Origin of the sequence: Agaribacterium haliotis, assembly GCF_002312815.1 — a bacterium.
GTDB lineage: Bacteria > Pseudomonadota > Gammaproteobacteria > Pseudomonadales > Cellvibrionaceae > Agaribacterium > Agaribacterium haliotis.
Window position 1 is genome coordinate 198,640 of the sequence record NZ_NKQJ01000005.1, and the last position, 19,773, is coordinate 218,412.

General features: G+C 53.5%; 16 protein-coding genes and 2 tRNA genes. 4 read left to right on the top strand and 14 right to left on the bottom strand.

The genetic code is table 11. The features are described 5' to 3' along the window. Nucleotides 1-270: 270 nt before the first annotated feature. Together CFK45_RS07980 and CFK45_RS07985 are read left to right on the top strand one after the other, a co-directional pair. Entirely contained in the window at nucleotides 271-1,632 is a 1,362-nt protein-coding gene (locus CFK45_RS07980; protein ID WP_096085911.1) for a DUF1552 domain-containing protein, read from the top strand. A gap of 225 nt (nucleotides 1,633-1,857) precedes the next feature. Next, complete coding sequence (locus CFK45_RS07985; protein WP_096085912.1) at nucleotides 1,858-2,157, top strand: hypothetical protein; 300 nt, start codon at nucleotides 1,858-1,860, stop codon at nucleotides 2,155-2,157. 55 nt (nucleotides 2,158-2,212) lie between these two features. On the opposite strand, the gene CFK45_RS07990 is transcribed toward CFK45_RS07985, so the two are convergent. From CFK45_RS07990 to CFK45_RS08060, 14 genes are all read right to left on the bottom strand, one after another. After that, complete coding sequence (locus CFK45_RS07990) at nucleotides 2,213-3,358, bottom strand: patatin-like phospholipase family protein (protein ID WP_096085913.1); 1,146 nt, start codon at nucleotides 3,356-3,358, stop codon at nucleotides 2,213-2,215. Nucleotides 3,359-3,390: 32 nt separating this feature from the next. Continuing rightward, a complete protein-coding gene (locus CFK45_RS07995) occupies nucleotides 3,391-3,849 on the bottom strand; it encodes an NfeD family protein (protein ID WP_096085914.1) in 459 nt (152 codons plus the stop codon). Further along, nucleotides 3,842-4,747 (bottom strand): SPFH domain-containing protein, encoded by a 906-nt coding sequence (locus CFK45_RS08000; protein ID WP_096085915.1) that lies wholly within the window; start codon nucleotides 4,745-4,747, stop codon nucleotides 3,842-3,844. The genes CFK45_RS07995 and CFK45_RS08000 overlap by 8 nt, the downstream gene beginning before the upstream one ends. 17 nt (nucleotides 4,748-4,764) lie before the next feature. Continuing rightward, nucleotides 4,765-6,375 carry an AMP-binding protein gene (locus CFK45_RS08005; RefSeq protein WP_096085916.1) on the bottom strand — a complete coding sequence of 537 codons (1,611 nt, stop codon included), beginning with the start codon at nucleotides 6,373-6,375 and terminating at the stop codon, nucleotides 4,765-4,767. 52 nt (nucleotides 6,376-6,427) lie between these two features. After that, nucleotides 6,428-8,212 carry an acyl-CoA dehydrogenase C-terminal domain-containing protein gene (locus CFK45_RS08010; protein WP_096085917.1) on the bottom strand — a complete coding sequence of 595 codons (1,785 nt, stop codon included), beginning with the start codon at nucleotides 8,210-8,212 and terminating at the stop codon, nucleotides 6,428-6,430. Between the two features lie 230 nt (nucleotides 8,213-8,442). Beyond that, nucleotides 8,443-9,492 carry an AraC family transcriptional regulator gene (locus CFK45_RS08015; protein WP_096085918.1) on the bottom strand — a complete coding sequence of 350 codons (1,050 nt, stop codon included), beginning with the start codon at nucleotides 9,490-9,492 and terminating at the stop codon, nucleotides 8,443-8,445. After that, nucleotides 9,492-9,707 carry a hypothetical protein gene (locus tag CFK45_RS08020; RefSeq protein ID WP_096085919.1) on the bottom strand — a complete coding sequence of 72 codons (216 nt, stop codon included), beginning with the start codon at nucleotides 9,705-9,707 and terminating at the stop codon, nucleotides 9,492-9,494. Before CFK45_RS08020 ends, CFK45_RS08015 begins: the two co-directional genes overlap by 1 nt. 2 nt (nucleotides 9,708-9,709) lie before the next feature. After that, nucleotides 9,710-10,126, bottom strand: a complete 417-nt coding sequence (locus CFK45_RS08025; protein WP_096085920.1) for a hypothetical protein — start codon at nucleotides 10,124-10,126, stop codon at nucleotides 9,710-9,712. A gap of 12 nt (nucleotides 10,127-10,138) precedes the next feature. Then, nucleotides 10,139-10,747 carry a transglycosylase SLT domain-containing protein gene (locus CFK45_RS08030; RefSeq protein ID WP_096085970.1) on the bottom strand — a complete coding sequence of 203 codons (609 nt, stop codon included), beginning with the start codon at nucleotides 10,745-10,747 and terminating at the stop codon, nucleotides 10,139-10,141. After that, on the bottom strand, nucleotides 10,731-12,746 hold the full coding sequence (gene ligA, locus CFK45_RS08035) for an NAD-dependent DNA ligase LigA (protein ID WP_096085921.1): 2,016 nt from the start codon (nucleotides 12,744-12,746) through the stop codon (nucleotides 10,731-10,733). Before ligA ends, CFK45_RS08030 begins: the two co-directional genes overlap by 17 nt. Continuing rightward, nucleotides 12,743-13,888, bottom strand: coding sequence for a cell division protein ZipA (gene zipA / locus CFK45_RS08040; RefSeq protein WP_096085922.1), 1,146 nt, complete (start codon nucleotides 13,886-13,888; stop codon nucleotides 12,743-12,745). Before zipA ends, ligA begins: the two co-directional genes overlap by 4 nt. A 15-nt stretch (nucleotides 13,889-13,903) precedes the next feature. Continuing rightward, complete coding sequence (smc, locus tag CFK45_RS08045; RefSeq protein ID WP_096085923.1) at nucleotides 13,904-17,401, bottom strand: chromosome segregation protein SMC; 3,498 nt, start codon at nucleotides 17,399-17,401, stop codon at nucleotides 13,904-13,906. Nucleotides 17,402-17,575: 174 nt separating this feature from the next. Next, nucleotides 17,576-18,835: a c-type cytochrome biogenesis protein CcmI gene (gene ccmI, locus CFK45_RS08055; protein WP_096085925.1), complete on the bottom strand. Its 1,260-nt coding sequence runs from the start codon at nucleotides 18,833-18,835 to the stop codon at nucleotides 17,576-17,578. Beyond that, nucleotides 18,835-19,296: a cytochrome c-type biogenesis protein gene (locus tag CFK45_RS08060; RefSeq protein ID WP_096085926.1), complete on the bottom strand. Its 462-nt coding sequence runs from the start codon at nucleotides 19,294-19,296 to the stop codon at nucleotides 18,835-18,837. The genes ccmI and CFK45_RS08060 overlap by 1 nt, the downstream gene beginning before the upstream one ends. 184 nt (nucleotides 19,297-19,480) lie before the next feature. On the opposite strand from CFK45_RS08060, the gene CFK45_RS08065 reads away from it, so the two are divergent. Beyond that, nucleotides 19,481-19,556: transfer RNA gene (locus CFK45_RS08065), tRNA-Val, on the top strand. 30 nt (nucleotides 19,557-19,586) lie between these two features. Beyond that, a tRNA-Asp gene (locus CFK45_RS08070) sits at nucleotides 19,587-19,663 on the top strand. The last annotated feature ends 110 nt before the right edge of the window (nucleotides 19,664-19,773 follow it).

The following is a 19,773-nucleotide window of genomic DNA, read 5'->3' on the forward strand; positions in this document are numbered from 1 at the left end:
GTTGAACCTTTTACGCTCTATCTTGAACGCCCAACGCGTTGCCAAGCGAGGCTTAACATCGCAAAAAAAGCACAAGCGCTTGGGTTTTATTTTTTATTTAGCCGCCGGGCCTGTTAACACTAGGCCGGCCTGCACTCGGGCCAAAGTTGCGGCTTAAGCTCCGGTTAAAGCTGCGGCCTAAGCCAAGCTTTGGCCAAGGGGCCAATAGGCCCAGCTCTGCCGCGCCATTATATTAATGCCCTATTCGCTACAAACATTTAGGCCAATTTTATGTCCACACAACTGAGCCGCCGCCGTTTTTTTAAACAAAGCCTTTATAGTGCCGGTACCACCGCCGCACTCGGTGCCACGGGGCTAGGCGCTATGAGCTTTAGCCGCCTGGCCATGGCCAACAGCACGGCCAAGCTCAAGGTGATATTTGCGGTGATACCCGACGGTTTTGGTGTCGATGCGTATGCGGGCTTTAATGACGGTTTGTGGTTCCCTAAAACAAACGCGCAAGAGAGCACAAACTTTGAGCTCAACGAGATGAGCCGCCATCTCGGCAGCTACGCCCAACAGGCGCTATTCTTGCGCGGTTTAATTGTTGGTAGCGGCACCGGCGGCCACAACGCCTGGCAAACCATATTAAGAGACAGCAATTCCAGCCACACGAGCATCGATCTTGTGTTGGCCGATGCTTTACCCGGCAGCCAGCCCGCTCTTAAACGTATTTACAGTGGGCCGCACGCGATGGTGGGTGCGGCGTGGAATATCAGTTATCAAAACAAAGTGATGCTGCTGCCCGAAGACAACCCGTATCAGCTTTTTGATCAAGTCTATGGCAACTACCAGGCTCCGGGGCAAGCTCAGGCCGTTTTGGCGGATAACAGCCATATCTTCGACCCGGTACAAGAAGATATTAAAAGCCTGCAATCGGCCCTGGGCGCCAGCGAAAAAAACAAACTTGAATTACACCTTGGCGCGGTTGAGCAAGTGGTCAGCGACATACGCAATACCCTCGCCCCCGTCGGCGCCTGTGACCTTGCCGGCGCTACACCGGCATCAGAGCTTGCAATCCACTCCGCCGATCACCGGGATGCGGTAACCGAAGCGCACGCAAATATTGTCGCCTCTGCGTTAAGCTGCGGCATGAGCCGTGTGGCCACCTTGCAAATTGGCCGCTCGGCCGACCCGGTTGTTATCAAGTCGGTGTCGTCGACACGCAACCCTCACGATTGCGCACACCGCTATGGCAATGTAAACGAGTGGAAAGACAGCCGCGCCTGGTACATACACAAAGTTCGCTACCTGCTCGACAGGCTCGCCGCCTATCCCGACCCAGATGTCGAAGGCGCTTCGCTGCTCGATCACAGTTTAGTGGTACTGACCAGCGAGATGGCCGACGGCGCGCCTGAGCATATGCAAGATGTGCCGGTAAGTTTAATCGGTGGCGCCAGCGGTTTATTGAACAACGGTCTCGGCAGTGGGCGTTTTCTCAACCTGAGCAGCCAGGGCAACCGCCAGCACTGGAAGCTCGGCCAGTGCACCGACATGCAGCGCCTCTGGGCAACAATCGCGCGTGCCGCTGGCACATCTGTACCCTGGAGCGGTGACAACACGCCGCTTAGCGGTATTTTTACCAACGTCTAAAGCAAGCTCGTTTTAGCCAGGGCGTTTGAGTCGTATCAATCTGCCTGGCTTTTGTTGAGTTGGGTGAATTATTGTTGTGGAATTTTCATACAAGGCCGGTAAACTAAGCTTGATTTTTTGTTTGTATGCGCGTGTTGCTCTGCAGCGGTAGGCCAATTAGGCTGTACACACTGCCGGCAGTGCTTGCGATACATATTTTGAGCTAAAAAGGAAAAGGAATTGTCCATGTCGCCGTCACAACTGCGCAACGAACTGACCGCTCAAGCCATTGTGAAGCGTTTTAATCACCAGCGTTTACCCAGGCTTAATGAGCTTAGAGATAGAGTTGAACGCGGTGAACGCTTAGGTGAGTTTGATATTCGTTTTCTCTCTGAAGTACTGCATGACGCAAGTCAGTTCCACGCAAGCGCAAATGCCGCCCCGGCCTATAAAGACCTGATCGTTAAAGCCATTGAGCTCTACCATCACATCACTGAAAAAGCACTCGAAAACGAGAGTCGGCGAAGCAGTACAAAGTCGAACTAGAGGCTAATTTAAACGCGCAACGATCCAACACCCAGCTATCCACCACGAATAGGCGCTAGCCTTTGTTAAAAAAGGCTTCGATTTTATCTCTGTCCCACATGGCATCGTTGTAGCCAAGCTCAATTAATTCGTTGCAGTATTCCCGGGTGAACAATAAATACGAGGCCGCAGCAGCGCCACCACCTTTTGCCGAGGCGCCGCTTGAGCGAAGAAAAAAACGAAGTGTTTTGGGCAGCCCTTTTATTTTCCGTGCCGCAATGCGATCGAGGCGCTTGGTCGGTGAAATAATTAAGGTGTCGACTTCACGCAGATAACCGGTTTGCCCCTCGGCCTTTTCGGGCACAAGGCGCAGCAAATCGTTGACTCTCTCCAAATGTTCGATGTCCCCTTCTAGCGAGTCAATAAACGCCGCGTTCATCATCTGCCCAAGTATCTGTGCAAGCGACGGGCTGTTCTCCGGCTCGACAAACTTGCCGCTTCGCCCCCATGGCCCTACAGCTCGGTTGCCTGAAACACCAATAATAAATACGCGATTGGCACCTAAATGCAAAGCCGAGCTAATAGGCGCCATTTGACGCATAGCGCCGTCGCCAAAATATTCCATGCTCAGCTTTAGGGTTGGAAAAATAACCGGAATCGCCGACGACGCGAGCAAGTGCTCAACGCTGATTGTTGCAGGCGTGCCGACACGCCGATAGCGGCGCCAACCTTTAAGGCCCGCTTGCCCCTGAAAAAAACTTACCGATTCACCCGAGCTGTAACCGAGCGCCGTGACACTTAGGGCTTTGAGCTTGCCTTTATCAATTTTGCGCTGGATATGGCGAAAGTCGATCATATGGCTCAAGGTCTCGCGCAGCGGGCTGTTATCGAGCAAGGCCAGCGGTTTTTTTCCGCGACTTCCGCCGTGCAGTAAACTAAAACCTACGTTTGCAGCGCCACTTAGCAGCGACGTTAAATTACTGCGAAATACACTATCTGGCTCGAGCTCGCGCCAAATTGCCGCAAGGTCGTGTGCTGAGCGATTAAAACTGCCGGGGTGTGCAGCGAGGGAGGCGGCATTGATGGCGCCGGCGGAGGTGCCGGAAATGATTTCAAAGGGATTTTTTAGATGCGGCAGGATGTCGCTAACGCCGAGCAACACACCAACTTGGTAAGCCGCTCGCGCGCCGCCGCCAGAGAGTATAAGTGCGTTGCCGGGCATGGGCCTCCTGATACGCGACGTGTCATAAGCTGCTATAGCGACTCATCACAGGCTTCAACAATCAGCGTTGAGCCCTCGTAGGCAAGCACTTTAACTTTGGTGCCCGCCGCTAAGTCCTGCTCACACTTTACCGTCCAAAAGGCATCTTGAATTTGAACTTTGCCAACACCGTGTTCCGTCGCTTTGGTTAAGGCTGTTTGTTTGCCTATCAATCTTGCCATGCGGTTGTTGAGCTTTGGGTCTTCAGATTCAAGCGCATTGGGTTTCATGTGCTTAATATAAATATAGGAAAAAAGCACACTTAATGTGGCAAATAGCGGCACTTCCACGGTCCAGTGCAGCGAGCTAAACCACGACAAAACAGCCATGCACAGCGCGGCGACACCGGTGCCAAGTAAAAAGCCGCCAAGGCCGAGCATTTCGACCACCAAGAGCACCAAGCCAAGGCTCAGCCACAGCCAGCTAGGTATGCTCTGGAGCTGCTCAAACATTGGCCTTGCCTTCAAACAGTTCTTTGATGCCGGCGACCGAGCCAATAAGCTGTGAAGCTTCAAGCGGCATCATAACCACTTTGGCATTGTCGGCCGAGGCCACCTGCTGCAGCGCTTCGGTGTACTTGGTGGCAACAAAATAATTAATGGCCTGCTGGTTGCCTTTGGCAATCGCCTCACTGACCATGGTTGTGGCTTTTGCTTCGGCCTCGGCTTGGCGCTCGCGGGCTTCAGCTTCGAGAAAAGCGGCCTGGCGCTCACCTTCGGCGTTGAGTACCTGGGCCTGCTTTTCACCTTCGGCAACTTTAATTGCCGCCTCGCGTTCACCTTCGGCTTTGAGAATTTGCGCGCGCTTCTCGCGCTCGGCTTTCATTTGATTGGCCATTGCGTCAACCAAATCGCGCGGCGGGGTAATGTCTTTGATCTCAATGCGGGTGATTTTTACACCCCAGGGGTCGGTTGCTTCGTCGACTTTTTCGAGAATCGCATTGTTAATGACGTCGCGATTGCTGAGCATCATATCGAGCTCCATCGAACCGAGCACCGCGCGAATATTGGTCATTACCAGATTTTGCATGGCGCGGTTAAGGTCGTTGACTTCATAGCTGGCTTTAATGGTGTCGATGACTTGAAAAAAACAGACCGCGTCAGTTTGCACCATGGCGTTATCGGCGCTGATAACCTCTTGTGGTGGCACGTCGAGCACCTGCTCCATAACGATCATTTTTCGACCGACACGATCGACAAACGGCACAATAAAGTTGACACCGGGCTTTAAGATTTTGGTAAAACGCCCCCAGCGCTCAACCGTCCACTCTGAACCCTGGGGTACGCTCTTCCACGCCGCGCCAATCAAGACGACGGCAAAAACTAAAATAATAAGGTATTGAACTTCCATGAGGGCTCCTTGTTTGGCTACTGGGCAGAGTCGCGCAGTTCTCGGCGCAGTATTTTACCGACATTTGTTTTCGGAAGCTCTTGTCGAAACTCGATAATCTTAGGCACTTTGTACGGCGTCAAATTTGCCTTGGCGAATTTTTTCACTTCTTTTTCACTGAGCTCGTCGTTTTCGCGCACAATAAAAACTTTGACAATTTCACCACTGCACTCATCGGCTACACCAATCGCGGCCGCCTCTTTGATATCCGGGTGCGAACACAGAACGTCTTCAATTTCATTGGGGTAGACATTAAAACCGGAGACGAGAATCATGTCTTTTTTGCGATCGACAATTTTAAAGTATCCGTCATCGAGTTTTTTGGCCATATCGCCAGTTTTAAAATAGCCCGATGCGCTGAACACCTTGGCGGTTTCATCGTCTTTTTGCCAGTAGCCGGGCATAATCTGCGGGCCTTTTGCACACAGCTCGCCAACCTCACCGTCGGTAACAGGCTCTTCGTTATCATCGAGAATAACAATGTCGGTCTCCGGCAGCGCTGTGCCGATACTGCCTAAGCGAATATCATCGTGCGGATTACCGGTGAGCACCGGCGAGGTCTCGGTAAGCCCGTAACCTTCAATAATTTTGCAGCCGGTCAATTGCTCCCATGCGACGGCGGCGTCTTCGGTTAATGCCATGCCACCGGCCGAGGTAATTTTAAGTTGACTAAAATCGAGCTGGCAAAAGCCCTTGTGGCGAACCAGGGCGCGAAACAAGGTGTTGATACCGATAAATACGGTAAATTTATGTTTTGCAAGCGCCTTGGCAAAGGCATTTAAATCGCGCGGATTAGGGATTAACAAGGTCGCACAGCCGCGGCTGAACCCCGCTAAGGCATGCAGGTTTAGCGCATAGATGTGGTACAGAGGCAGGCAGCCGACAAACACATCTTCGCCCTCACCAAAGGCAACCGGCATATGCTCGACCATTTGCCAGACATTTGCGCACAGATTGCCGTGGGTCAACATTGCACCTTTACTGAGCCCCGTGGTGCCGCCTGTGTACTGCAGTACCAATAAATCCTCGGCGCTTGTGCTCGGCAAACTAAAGTCGGCGCGATTGTGTTTAAGTGCCGCAAGAAAAGAGCGCCCGTGCTTAAAGTTGTAATCCGGCACGAGTTTTTTGACATGCTTGACCACAAAGTTAATCAGCGGCCGCTTTAAACCCGGATGTAAATCACCAAGTTCGGTGACGATAACGTGTTCAACCGGTGTCTGATCAACAACAGCGTTGGCGGCTGCTGCGACATTCGCCAGGACAACAAGGGCCTTGGCGCCCGAATCCTGTAGCTGATGTTTAAGCTCGCGCCCGGTATAAAGCGGGTTGACGTTGACAATGACCAAGCCCGCACGTATTGCGCCGTACATCGCCACCGGGAATTGCAGAATATTTGGCAGCTGAATGGCGAGCCTGTCGCCGGCATTGAGTTTAAGTTCGTTGCGCAAATAACTCGCAAAGCGCAGGCTGAGCTGATCCAACTCGGCATAGCTCATTTCACGACCCATGCAGCTGTAAGCAGGCAGCTCGGCATAGGATTCAAACGCGGACTCGATGAGCTCGATTACGGTGTTAAAACGTTGAGTCACGCAAAATACCCTCTGTTGTTGTTTTTAGGTGCTGGCGCGGCGGGCGCAGAGTTTAAAACTCATCGAGCTCGAAACTCAATAGTTTATCGGCGCCGGACTTCATTGTTTCAACCAAGCTGCGTGTGCGCGGCAGTATACGTGCATAATAAAAGCGCGCTGTTTTCAGTTTGGAAGCATAGATGCTTTCGCTGTCGGTATCGGCATCAATGGCAACCTTGGCCGCCCTTGCCCAAAAATACGCCAAGCTGACGTAGCCGCTGTACATCAAAAAATCGACGCAGGCTGCGCTGACTTCGTCGGCATTTTCCATCGCGCTCAGCCCCAAATGCATGGCCAACTCGCCCCACTCTTTATTGAGCCGGGCCAGTTCGGGCATAAATTCCTGCAGCGCTTCGTTATTTTCATTTGCTTGGCAAAACAGGTGTATCTCTTTGGTAAAGCGCTTGAGTAAGGCGCCTTGGGTCAGCAGCACTTTGCGCCCGAGCAGATCCAGAGCCTGAACCCCGGTTGTGCCTTCGTAGAGTGTGCTGATGCGCGCGTCGCGAACGTTTTGCTCCATGCCCCACTCGCGAATATAACCGTGACCACCAAAACACTGCAGAGCGAGGTTGGCAGCTTCACAACCGACTTCGGTCACAAAGGCCTTGGCAATGGGTGTCAGCAGTGCAAGCAAGTCAGAGGCTTTTTGTTTTTCTTCTTCGTTTTCACTGTGGTGCTCGATATCAACCTGCATGCTGACGTAGTGAATCAGCATGCGGCTGCCTTCAAGCAGCGCTTTTTGACTGAGCAGCATGCGCCTGACATCGGCGTGAACAATAATGGCATCGGCGGGCGCGTCCGGGTCTTTTGCACCGCTTAAGGCGCGCCCCTGGCGCCGGTCTTTGCAGTAGGCCAGCGATTTCTGATAACCCAGCTCCGCCGCCGCCAAACCCTGAAGTGCGGTACCGATGCGGGCGGTGTTCATAAACGTGAACATACAGTTAAGGCCTTTGTTCGGCGGCCCAATCAGCCAGCCCTGCGCACCGTCGAAATTCAATACTGCTGTCGCATTGGCGTGTATGCCCATTTTATGCTCAATGGCGCCGCAGCTGAGTGTGTTGCGCTCGCCCGCCTCGCCGTCACTGCCCGGAATAAATTTGGGCACCACAAACAGCGATATGCCCTTGGTACCAGCCGGCGCATCTGGCAGGCGCGCCAAAACGATGTGCACGATGTTTTCGCTCAAATCGTGCTCGCCTGCGGAAATAAATATCTTGCTGCCGCTAATGCTGTAGCTGCCGTCGGCGCGGGCCTCGGCTTTGGTTTTTAACAGACCCAAATCGGTGCCGCAGTGCGCCTCGGTCAGGCACATTGTGCCGGTCCAGCGCCCCTCGATCAGTTTGCTTAAATACGCCTCGCGCTGGTCTTCACTGCCGTGCAAGCTGAGTGTTTTCATGGCCCCGTGGCTGAGGCCCGGGTACATGCCCCAGGACCAGTTGGCGGTGCCAACCATTTCACTGAGTAAGGTGCCGAGCGACTCGGGCAGACCCTGGCCACCGTATTTAGTGTCGTGAGACATCGATGGCCAGCCGGCATCGACATATTGTTGATAGGCTTCTTTAAACCCTTTGGGTGTTGTTACCTCGCCGTCTTGCCAGTGGCAGCCTTCTTCATCGCCGCTGCGATTGAGCGGGGCTATCACCTGCTCGCAGAATTTCGCCCCCTCTTCAAAAATAGCGCGCACAATATCCGGGCTGGCTTCATCGCCAAGGCCCAAACGCTGATAGTGCTGCTCAAAATCAAAGAGCTCAAAAAAAATAAAATCGTAGTCGCGCAGAGGCGCTTGGTAATCGTTCATTATTATTCACTCCAGAAGCGCTCGCGCACTTCGTGCTCCATGTCGTATTTAGTGTAGAACAAAGCCAGGTCTCGCCGCTGCGAAGCCTAAACGCCCTGCCCGGGCTTATTATTTTATTTTAAGCGCTCGCCTCTGGGCCTGCGTTTAGCATTCAGGCAAAAGCTAGCTGTATTTAAAGAGTATCAGCCAGTCTTAGCAAGCATGCAAAGTGCAAAACAGCAAGCGCCGATCTATTCGTGCAAACGAAACGCAACCCGGTACTCCCCCGGCGTCAGCCCCGTCCATTTTTTAAAACTGCGAAAAAACGCGCTCGGCTCATCAAAACCCAGGCGCTGGGCGATATCACTGTTGCTGAGCTCGGCATAACTTAAAAAGTGTTTGGCGGCCTCTAAGCGGCACTCGTCTTTAATTTTTTGATACGAACTGGCCTCACTCACAAGCTGGCGGCGCATGGTGGAAACGCTGATGCCGAGGCAACGCGCCACGTGCTCGGCGCTTGGAATAAGATGGTTGATATCGCGGTTGATAATACTGCGCACCTTGGCTTCCATACACAGGTGGGCGGGGTCTTCGGTGACTAAGTGATACGGCGCGCTGCGCAAAAACGCGTGCAAACTCTCTTGGTTTTGCACAATCGGACTTTGTAAAAAGCTGCTGTGATAACACAGGGCGTTGCTTTCCTGATTAAAACGCAGCGTGTCGATGGCACCGGCGCCAAAGGCGAGCGGTTGTTTGAGCGTATCTTCATCAAAGCTGAGTTTTATATCCAGCGCTGGGATTTCTTTATCGATCAACCACTCTGAGAAGCGGTGCCAGGTCAACAGCGATGTCAGCACCTCATCGGCGTCGCTCTTTTGCAGCTTAGCATCAAAGTCTTCCTGGCTGACGGCGCGACTGGGCACTAAATGAAGTGTTGTGCGCTCTCCCATCGGGCGAAGCTGATAGGTTGTATTCATGCCGCGGCATATCGCAGCAAAATCGTTGGCGCGGCGAATCGCCTGCTCAAGGCAACTGCATTGAAGCAGGGTCAGCGCCATCATGCGAAACGAGCCGAGCGGAACTTTGCCACCGACATTAAACAGGCCAAACCATTCGTTCTGGGTGTCGAGAATAATTAAACGATACAGATCGCCGTAGGTTTTTGCGCGAAGCTCTTGCTGCAAGAGCTTCGCGCGACTGAAGCCGAGCTGCTGTAATACCAAGTCGATACGACAGCCCTGTTGCTCTGCCCTATTTAATAGTTGTTCGACATAGGCGACAGGCACCGAGCTTTCGGCCATCAGTCTTTCTCTTTATGTAATTTCCTGAGCACCAAGCCTAGCAATGCTGCCGCAGCAATAACAGCAGCAATCAAGACAAAGGTTAAAAAAAGGTAGGAAAAAAACTGCGCCTTACTGAGGCCAAAGCGCGTTAGCATCATCCACAAACCCACGCCACAAGCGATAAGCGCACCGTACATGCTGTGGCGTTTATTGAACTTAAAGTGAACTTTCATAGTTATAGCCTGTCGTGAACCCACTCGAGCTGGCTGCGTTCAACATCTTCGCCGGGGCGATGCTCGCCCTGCTGCAACTCCCAGCTAAAACTGTGCTTGCCGTTAATTTCGGTTTCCAGGTGCACCACCGCACTGACCCAGTACATGCTTTTAAGCATGTGCTCAAACGATTCGAGCCAGCTGCTCCACTCGTATTCAATGCCATCGTAACAGGCGCCAAAGGGGATCAAATAGCTGTCGTAACCCTCAACTAAACCCTGGCTGATCGGCTTGGAAAACATTTCCCGGTTTAGATGCATAAATGCATCGAGATCAGGCAGGCCCTCGGTGACCGCACGATTGGTAAAACTGCGGCGGTCTAATTCCGGGGCGGCGCTTTGATCTTTGATATAACCGTAAACGACGGATTCACGCTTCATAGATATTTCCAATTAAAAAAACCACCAGCCGCTGTTTAAACGCTTCTCGCATTTGTTCAGCTGAGTTTGATACTTGCTCGCCCGCGTTTGCACCTTGCGCGCAACTCCGGTCAACCAGCCCTTCTTTTTGTAAGTGCCGCGGCTGTAACCGCCCATACCTTCGTGATAAGCCAAGTACAAGCGGTAGGCATCATTTTGCGCGATGCCGAGTTTTTTGTGGCTCAAATAATTGTACCAAGCAATAAAATCGATGGCGTCGTCAAAATCTTCGCGATCGGCGCCCCAGTGTGGCGCTTTGTCTTTGTACCAATCCCAGGTTTCGTCTTTGGCCTGAGAGTAACCGTAGGAACTGCTTTTGCGCGGGCCGGGAATAAAACCGAGGTATTTTTTGCGCGGGGGTTTGGCTTTGGCTACAAAACGGCTTTCCTGGTGAATAAACGCCATATTTACCGCAATTGGTGTGCCCCAGCGCTTGCTCGCTTTTTTTGCGTCATCGTACCAGCCGTCTTTTTCGTCAAAAATATCGCAAATATTATCGACATTTTTTGGCGGCGAGGTAACGCAGGCGCCAAGGCTGGCAAACACAGCAACGGCGAGAATTTTTTTAACGCTGCTGCTCAATAAAAGCCAAAAACTGCTGTTCATCCCAAGTCTCTATGCCCAGTTCCTGGGCTTTTTTAAGTTTGGAGCCGGCGCCAGGGCCGGCCACAAGTAAATCCGTATTTTTGCTGACACTGCCGCTGACTTTGGCGCCGAGCGCTTGAATCAATTTCTTAGCGTCATTGCGAGGCATCGACTCGAGCGTGCCGGTTAGCACCCAGGTCTGGCCGTCTAAACTCTGGCCCCTGGCATCGCTAGATACCGGTGTCTGCCAGCTGAGTCCGGCCTCAATCAAAGCCGCGATGCTCTGCTGGTTTTTTTCCTGCGCAAAAAAATGAACAATGTGCTCGGCAACAATCGGGCCGACGTCATCGACTTCACACAGAGCATCGAGCGAGGCGCCGGCCAAAGCATCCAGTGATGCAAAGTGCCGCACCAAATTGCGCGAGGTGGCTTGGCCAACTTCGCGGATACCAAGGGCAAAAATAAAGCGCTCGAGCTGGCAGTGCTTGGCTTTTTCAAGCGCGGCGACCAAATTATTGGCGGACTTATCGCCCATGCGCTCAAGGCCAGCGAGCTGCCAGGCTTCAAGCTTAAACAGATCAGCAATACCTTTGACCAAACCGGTGTCGACCAGTTGTTCAAGTAGCTTTTCACCGAGGCCGTCGATATCCATGGCATCGCGCGAGGCGAAGTGCCTGAGACTTTCTTTGAGTTGGGCCGGGCAACTCAGCCCCGCCTGACAGCGAATGGCAACTTCTTTGTCGCTGGCTTGAAGTTCAGAACCACAAGCCGGGCAATGCTCTGGAAAAACAATCGCGCGGGCATCGCTTTGGCGTTTGTTCGCCACCGCAGAAACTACTTTGGGAATCACATCGCCGGCGCGACGAATCACCACACTGTCGCCAATCTTAAGCCCTAAACGCTCAATTTCTTCACGGTTGTGTAAGCTTGCATTGCTAACTGTGACCCCGCCGACAAAAACCGGCTTTAATTTGGCCACTGGGGTCACCACACCGGTGCGCCCTACTTGGAATTCAACATCTTTTAGTTCGGTAATTTCTTCTTGCGCCGGAAATTTCCGCGCTATCGCCCAGCGCGGTGCACGCGAGACAAAACCGAGCTGCTGCTGCAGCTCAAACTCATCAATTTTATAAACGATGCCATCGATATCAAAGGCCAGCGCCGCGCGCTGTTGTTCGAGCTCGCGGTAGTAGTCGAGGCATTGCTCAATCGACGCGACCCGCTTTAACAAGGGGCTAATTAAAAAACCCCACTGCTTGAGCTTGGCCAGGGCGCTGCTGTGGCTGTCGGCAAAATGAGCGCCTTCGACAAAACCGACACTGTAGGCACAAAACTCCAGAGGCCGGTTGGCGGTGATTTTTGAATCGAGCTGGCGCAAACTTCCGGCCGCGGCGTTGCGAGGGTTTACAAAGGTTTTTTGCCCGTTTTGCAGCGCCTGTTGATTGAGCTCGGCAAACCCTTTTAAGGGCATATATACCTCGCCGCGAACCTCAAATAAATCCGGCCAGTGTTCACCGCTTAATTTAAGCGGCACGCTGTTAATGGTTTTGACGTTCTGGGTAATATCTTCGCCGCGCTGACCATCGCCGCGTGTTGCAGCCTGGATAAGCTCACCGCGCTGATAGATGAGGCTTGCGGCAATACCGTCGTACTTCGGTTCGCAAACGTAGTGGTAGCTGCCGGCCAGTTTGTCGGCGACACGCTTGTCAAACGCAGCGAGCTCGTCGTCGCTAAATGCGTTGTCGAGACTCAGCATCGGCAAGCGGTGCTCGACACTGTTAAACGCATCGAGCGCCGGCGCGCCAACGCGCTGAGACGGAGAGCTAGCTACTGCCAGTTCCGGCAGCTGTTTTTCTAGTTCGAGTAGACGTTGAAATAAACGATCGTACTCGGCGTCACTTATTTCGGGGTCATCGAGTACATAGTAGCGATGACAGTGATAATGCAATTGTTCACAAAGCTGTTTGTGCTCAAGCGTTGGGCTTGTTGATGTCATTTACGAAGTTTTTGTTTGCGTTCAAACTCAAGTACACGCTGACGACCGTGTTCGATATTTTGGTTGGTCAGGGTGCTGCGATTCTCGTCCTTAAGTTCTCCGCCGAGCGCGGCCGCTAAACCGTGGGCGGTTTGAATCAGGTCATCGTAAGCCTTGGCGCCCTCACATGCACAGGGCAGGCTTAAAAACAAACACACACCCGGTGTTTGGCTGCTTTTTATATTGCTTAAATCAAAACTGCCCGGCTCGATCATATTGGCCGCGCTGTAGAGCACGGCGCCGTCTGCATCGCCGTCGAGGTGGCGGTGAAAAATGCCGCGCTGGCCAAACTTTAGCTGCTGTTCCGTCATGGCTTCGAGCAGGGCTTCACCATTAAATACCATACCTTTGGGGGCCATAACGTTGACGATAAGCAGCTCTTCGGCATCGCTAAGATCAACTGTTTCTTCCGGCTCGGGGGGGCTTGACGAAAACGCGGCAAACAAGCTGTTATCACTTTTCTCTGCCGCTTCGCTGCTTTTGTCAGCTGCGCGCTTAGCTTTAGCCGCGGAGCTTTTTCCTGGCGCGTAGGTTTCAGGCGCGCAGGCCGGCGCGTCAAGGTCACTTAATTCACCGAGGCTCGGCTCAAGCGTCTCGTCTGTCTGATTCAGCTCGGCAAGGGCCAAATCATCGGCCAGCGCTCGGGGCTCGGGTTTCGAATCCTGCTGAGCTTCAACACTTTCCATCAACATCGGCACCGGCTCTTCAAGCTCGAGCTGGCTTTGCAAAGGCTCAACATTAATTTTTTTCTTGTGCCGCACGGCGGCTTGTTTTACGCCGCTATCGAGTGCGGCCCGTGCCTTAGATTCGTCGGCCGTTCGTTCGTTGGCCCCAGTTTCGTTAATCTTTCTGTCGCTCACCTTCTTTTCGCTGACCTTAGTTTCGTCAGCGGCGGCAGTATCCAGATCGCCATTTTTTTTGCGCGCAGGGCTAACAATGGACGTCGATTCATCGCCGCCTTGTTCTTCAAAATAGCGATCGGCTTTGCGGGCGTTGGCGCTGAGTTTAACGCTGTTTTTTCGCGCGTTGCGCGCCCTTCTGAGACCATCTAGCACGATGGCAACAATTAAAACCAAAATAATGACCGATAGTGCATCGCTCACGTTATTACTCCTGTATTACACTGCCGCCAGTTCGGCAGCCTCCTCGACATCGACGGTCACCATACGGCTGACGCCGGCCTCCTGCATTGTTACTCCGAGTAGGTGCTGCGCTTTTTCCATCGCAATCTTATTGTGCGTAATATAAATAAACTGCACGTGCTCACTCATTGCCTCAACAATATTGGCGTAACGGCCGACATTGGCATCGTCGAGTGGCGCATCCACTTCGTCCAGCATACAGAACGGCGCTGGATTAAGCTGGAAGATTGAAAACACCAGGGCGATGGCGGTCAGCGCTTTTTCTCCACCGCTAAGCAGGTGGATCGTTGAGTTTTTCTTGCCCGGAGGCCTCGCCATAATAGCAATGCCCGTATCCAATAAATCTTCACCCGTGAGTTCGAGGTAGGCGTGACCGCCACCAAAGAGCCTTGGGAAAAGGTTCTGCAAACCGCTATTGACCTGATCGTAGGTCTCTTTAAAGCGGGTGCGTGTTTCTTTATCAATTTTGCGAATAGCGGCCTCAAGGGTTTCGAGTGCCTCACATAAATCGTCGTTTTGTTCATCGAGATAGAGTTTGCGCTCGCTCTCGGTTTTAAATTCATCAATGGCCGCAAGGTTGATCGCACCGAGCCTTTGAATACGATTGGCAATGGCCTGCAATTCTTGTTCAAGCGCCTCTTCGCTGTCGTCGTCTTCGATAGTCTCCAGGACCTCGTCGACATTGAGCTCTTGCTCTTCAAGCAACTGAGCGATGTTCTGTGCCTTTACTTCAAGGGTCTGCAGGTCGAGGCGGCTGCTCTCGAGCTTGCCGCGCTGCTCCGCTACTGACTTTTCGGCGCTGTCGCGCTGGCTCTCGGCATCACGCAGGGCCTGCTCCGTGCTCTCGAGCTCAAGGCGAGCCTCACTGAGCTTTTTCTCAAGACTGATTCGGCGCTCAAGCATATCTTCAAGCTCGAGCTGGTTTTCTTCTTCCGGGTTGGCCGCCTCTTCAAGCGCTTCGCGCAGTTGTTCACGGCGCTCATCCATGCGCGAAATTTGCTCGTTCAGGCGCTGAATACCCGAGCGCATTGAATCGAGTTGAGCCTGCACGCTGCGCTGACGCATCGCCAGCTCGTGGCGTTTGTCTTGAGCCTGGCGGGCGCGCTGACGCGCACTGTCGAGACTGTTGCGAAGTTCATCGCGCCTGGCCAGCAAGCTTTCGCGCTCTTCGGTGTCATTTTCAATGGCGGCGATGGCCTCTTCGAGCAGGGCCCTGGCTTCGGCAAGATTTTCAGCTTCAAGTTCCAGCTGCTGTTTGATTTCTTGCAAATCTTGCTGCGCGCGCTGCTGGGCCTGTAGAGCTTTTTCAATTTTGCTTTTCTGCAAGTTGAGCTTATCGCGCAAATTATTGCTGTCGCGGCGCAACTGTTCCTGTTTGCGGCGCGCCTCTTCGGCCTGGCTTTCGGCCGAGCGCAGCTGCTCCTTTTGGCTGCTGCTTTGCTCGGCGAGTTCGGCAACATGCGCTTCGAGCTTGGCAATAGCCTGCTCGAGCGTTTTGATTTCGTTGGCGCGCGCAATCACACCGGCCTCGGCGTCACTTTGGCGCACGACGCGCAGCCAGTTGTTACTGAGCCAATAGCCGTCTTTGGTGATCAGGCTTTGCCCGGGGGCAAGCCCGGCGAGCTTGGCTTTGGCCTCTGTCAGATCTTCGGCGCAGAGAATGTTGTTTAGCTCGAGCGGCAGCGCGTAGGCACTGCTGACTTTTGCTGCGAGCGTGCCACTTTGTGTGTCACCGGCATCAATACGCGCGCTTACATCGAGGCTGTTGTCGAGCTCGGGTAAATTGGCGAGCAAAGTATCGAGCGCGCTGTCACTGCACACCGCTTGCAAAGCATTGCCGAGCACCACTTCAAGTGCGGTTTCCCAGCCGGCTTCAACGTCGAGATTTTCGGCCAAGCGCTGATCGGCGTCGAGTTGGTTCGTTTCGAGCCAGCTCTGGGCACCGTCGCCCTCTTTGCCGAGCGCCGCACCTTGCAATGCTTCGAGCGAGGCCAGGCGGCCCTTGCTGCTTTGTAGCTTGCTTAAGCTGTGATTGCGTTGTTCCGCCGTTTCTGCGTGTTTGTCTCTCAGTTCGGCAATGCGCTCGGCGAGCTCGCTACTTTGCTCGCTGCACTGCTCAATATCCATTTCGTATTCAGCCAGCTGCTCCTCTTGCAGCTTCAGCTCCTCGGTGTCGATGCCGTGATCGCTGTCAGCGCTTTCGGCATCGATCTTGTCTTTGCGGCTTAACAGGCGCTGTTGCACCTGCTCGAGATATTGAATACGGCTCTGCTGAACTTCAGCGGCCTGTTTGGGTTCGGCGGCGCGCTGATTAAAGTTATCCCAGTCCTGTTGCCACGCGTGCATAGCTTCTTCGCTCGATTGCAACGCGTCGTGGCTGAGCTCTTGATCCTCTTCGAGCATTTCTATCTCGGGGCTGATCTCGAGCAGCTCGCCCTGCCAGCCCTCGATTTTGGCCTGATCGAGGTTTAAATGCTCTTGCGCGTCCTTGAGGTCGCGCTCGGTTTGCTCTAAGTCGACACGCAAGCTGCGCTCGCGTTCCTGGCGGTGCTTGATGCTCTGTTCGATGCGGGCGATATCGGCGCCGAGCGCATAAAACTTGCCCTGAACCTGGTTAAAGGCGTCGGACTTATCGCTGAAATCTGTGCGGTATTTTTCGATGGCCGAATCAAATTTGACGCGCTGCGTAACAGAGGCCTCGACCGCCAGCTCGGACTCAGTGATGCGCTTGCGCAGCTCATCGCCCTGCTGTTTGAGTTTTTGATAACGCAGGCCCTGCAGTTTGGCGTTGTAACTGCGCTCATCTTGTTTAAAGACCGCGTATTTTTCAGCCGCTTTTGCCTGGCGCTCAAGGCGCACCAACTGTCGTTCGAGCTCATCGCGGATATCGGTCAAGCGCTCGAGGTTTTCATGTGTGCGGCGCATGCGGTTTTCGGTATCTTTGCGCCGCTCTTTGTATTTGGAAATGCCCGCCGCCTCTTCAATATAAACGCGCAGGTCTTCGGGTTTGGCTTCGATCAGGCGGCTGATCATGCCCTGTTCGATAATGGCGTAACTGCGCGGACCAAGGCCGGTACCGAGGAAAATATCAGTAATGTCGCGGCGGCGGCAGCGGTTGCCATTTAAATAATAGAGGTTCTGCCCGTCGCGCGTGACGCGGCGCTTAATACTGATTTCGGCATAGCCTGCGTACTCGCCGGTGATGGTGCCGTCGCTGTTGTCAAAAACAAGCTCAATCGACGCCTGGCCGACGGGTTTGCGCGAGTTCGAGCCGTTAAAAATAACGTCGGTCATCGCTTCGCCGCGCAGGTTTTTTGCAGAGCTTTCACCCATCACCCAGCGCACGGCGTCAATAATATTAGATTTACCACAACCGTTAGGGCCGACAACGGCGCACATGTTACTGGGTAAATTTACAGAGGTCGGGTCAACAAAGCTTTTGAAGCCCGCGAGTTTAATGGTCTTTAAACGCATAAAGCTGCTAAAAATTCCTGCTAGGGTCTATGCGCGGGCTGCTTATTGTATAAATCAACACCACTTTGCGCAGAAAGCAGGCCCGTTTGACCGCTTCCATTCCAAGGGCCAGATTCTACACATTTCGATTAAAATTCCTAGCGAGCTAAAACGCGCCGCACTGCGGCGCATGCATTAAGGCAGCTGCTCGTTAATTTCGAGTTCGACTGTGCTGGCTTTTTTACCGAGCACTATCGGCCCCTTGCTCGCCAACCAATCGCCACTTTGCGGCGAGGCGGTGCCACTTAGCGATACGCGAGCGAGTACTTCAAGCTGCGGGGCCGAGCTAATATCCATGCCCTGGGCCATCGCCGTATCCTTGTTAAGTTCAACCGTGGCCGGCAAATCGGAGACCTTAAGGCGCTGAATCGCCAGCGGCATTTTGGCGCCCTGCCAGGCGCGCGCGTAGACAAATACGGTTTCGTCGCCACTGAGCTCGGCGGCCTTGTCGCCGAGGCTGAGTTTAACGAGGATGCTGGCACCGGCTGCAGCCTTAGTGCTGGCGGTGGCACTGCTAGTTTTACTGGCACCGCTTTGGCCCAAAGCTGCCTGCGCGCGAACAATGCCACGGCTGAGAACTTGAGCGCCCGAGGATTGGGGGTCGAGCTGTTTCACAGCGCTTTGCCAAAGATCAATGGCCTGCTGGTAGCGGCCCGACTGAAACGCGTCAATACCGGCAAGGCCCAGGGCCGAGGCGAGTTCCGGGTCGAGCTCAAGCGCTTTTTGAGTTTCGGCTCTAACCTCTGGGGTGATGGTATTGCCCGCTCGCATAAACAGAGACTGAGCGAGCTCGGCGTGCACACGAGCGGATTCTGGCGCAAGCTTTAACAGCTCTTTGTAGGCGCGTACGCTCAGCTCGTAGTTGCCGGCCGACGAAGCCGCCGAGCCGAGCATAAACCAAAGCTGCGGGCTCTCTGGGCGCTGCTTAAGTCGCTGCTGTAACTTGCTAAGCAGCTCTGTTTCGAGCTGCTTTGAGCCGCCGTGCGCGCCGTAGAGCGCCTCGCTAATTTCGGTAATTTGCCATTCGGGCTTGGCACCGAGCTGGTTGTAAAGCAGCAGCGCCGCAAGCGGCAGCGCCAGGCACAAACCGCCAAAAATGAGGCGGCTGCGCGAGCCATTGCTGACGGCTTGGTTCAGTGCGCCCTGTAAGGCCTGCTGCTCAAAGTCGCGCTCTAAGTCAGCGCTGAGATCGCGGTAGTCCTTTTCTGATATTTCCCCGGCCGCGAGCGCCTGCTTGAGCTCTTCACGGCGATCAAACTGCAAGGTTTGCTGCAGATCGATTTGCACATCCTCGCGCAAACCGCGCTTGAGCGCGCCGAGACGGCGAAAAAACGGCCACAGTAAAAAAGCCACGGCCAACAGAGAAAAAACAATAAATACCTGCCAAAAACCCATTATTTTTCTCCGGTCTCTTGTTGTTCTTCATTTTGCTTGTCGTCGCCCTCTTGCTTGAGCCGCCGACTGCGTTTCATTAAGGTCGCGACAAAGATCAGCGCGACAATAAAAAACAAGGCCGGCGGCCCCCACCACAACAGCGCGGTCTCTTTGCGCTTTGGCGGGTCGTAGAGCACAAAATCGCCGTAGCGACTAACCATAAGCTGCTTGATCTCTTCTTCGTTTTGCCCTTGCAGCACTTTCTCGGCAATAACGTCGAGCATGGTGATGGCAATTTCAGAGTTCGAGTCGGCCAGGTTTTGGTTCTGGCATTTGGGGCAGCGTAGGCTTTCGCTCAAATACTGGTAGGTCTCGCGCTGGTTGTCTGTGTCAAACTGATACAGCCCGGCGTTGCCGTCTTCGGCGTGAACATGGACGGAGCTTGCCGCGAGCAGCGCGCATAAAAAAAGAATATTCTTCATTGTTAAAGCCCGAGATTTGGTCGACGCATTATATACAGTACAAAGTCCTGTGCCACAGAAGCGTCAGTAACTGTGGTCTTTAGCACAAAGCCCAGCCACTTTGACTGCAATACATACAACCGTAAGAAATTTTAAAAAAAAGTGTTGACCCACGACATTTTCGATATTAAATTGCCGGCCTCTCGGGTGGTTAGCTCAGTTGGTAGAGCGGCGCCCTTACAAGGCGTAGGTCACAGGTTCGACTCCTGTACCACCCACCACGCTTCATTCACGTTACGAATGACTACCGCGGTCCGGTAGTTCAGTTGGTTAGAATGCCGGCCTGTCACGCCGGAGGTCGAGGGTTCAAGTCCCTTCCGGATCGCCATATGACATAAAAAAACCCGCACAGCAATGTGCGGGTTTTTTTATACCCGCGTAAAATACATTAGTGCCACGGTCTATTAACGATGCGGTAAATCCAGGCAGTAGATATTT

Bases quoted from the DNA above. Each gene is read 5' to 3' on its own strand.
- CFK45_RS07980 (WP_096085911.1), top strand. From the start codon at position 271: ATGTCCACACAACTGAGCCGCCGCCGTTTTTTTAAACAAAGCCTTTAT.
- CFK45_RS07995 (WP_096085914.1), bottom strand. From the start codon at position 3,849: ATGTTTGAGCAGCTCCAGAGCATACCTAGCTGGCTGTGGCTGAGCCTT.
- CFK45_RS08060 (WP_096085926.1), bottom strand. From the start codon at position 19,296: ATGAAGAATATTCTTTTTTTATGCGCGCTGCTCGCGGCAAGCTCCGTC.
- ligA (WP_096085921.1), bottom strand. From the start codon at position 12,746: ATGACATCAACAAGCCCAACGCTTGAGCACAAACAGCTTTGTGAACAA.
- CFK45_RS07990 (WP_096085913.1), bottom strand. From the start codon at position 3,358: ATGCCCGGCAACGCACTTATACTCTCTGGCGGCGGCGCGCGAGCGGCT.
- ccmI (WP_096085925.1), bottom strand. From the start codon at position 18,835: ATGGGTTTTTGGCAGGTATTTATTGTTTTTTCTCTGTTGGCCGTGGCT.
- CFK45_RS08000 (WP_096085915.1), bottom strand. From the start codon at position 4,747: ATGGAAGTTCAATACCTTATTATTTTAGTTTTTGCCGTCGTCTTGATT.
- smc (WP_096085923.1), bottom strand. From the start codon at position 17,401: ATGCGTTTAAAGACCATTAAACTCGCGGGCTTCAAAAGCTTTGTTGAC.
- CFK45_RS07985 (WP_096085912.1), top strand. From the start codon at position 1,858: ATGTCGCCGTCACAACTGCGCAACGAACTGACCGCTCAAGCCATTGTG.
- CFK45_RS08015 (WP_096085918.1), bottom strand. From the start codon at position 9,492: ATGGCCGAAAGCTCGGTGCCTGTCGCCTATGTCGAACAACTATTAAAT.
- CFK45_RS08025 (WP_096085920.1), bottom strand. From the start codon at position 10,126: ATGAAGCGTGAATCCGTCGTTTACGGTTATATCAAAGATCAAAGCGCC.
- CFK45_RS08010 (WP_096085917.1), bottom strand. From the start codon at position 8,212: ATGAACGATTACCAAGCGCCTCTGCGCGACTACGATTTTATTTTTTTT.
- CFK45_RS08020 (WP_096085919.1), bottom strand. From the start codon at position 9,707: ATGAAAGTTCACTTTAAGTTCAATAAACGCCACAGCATGTACGGTGCG.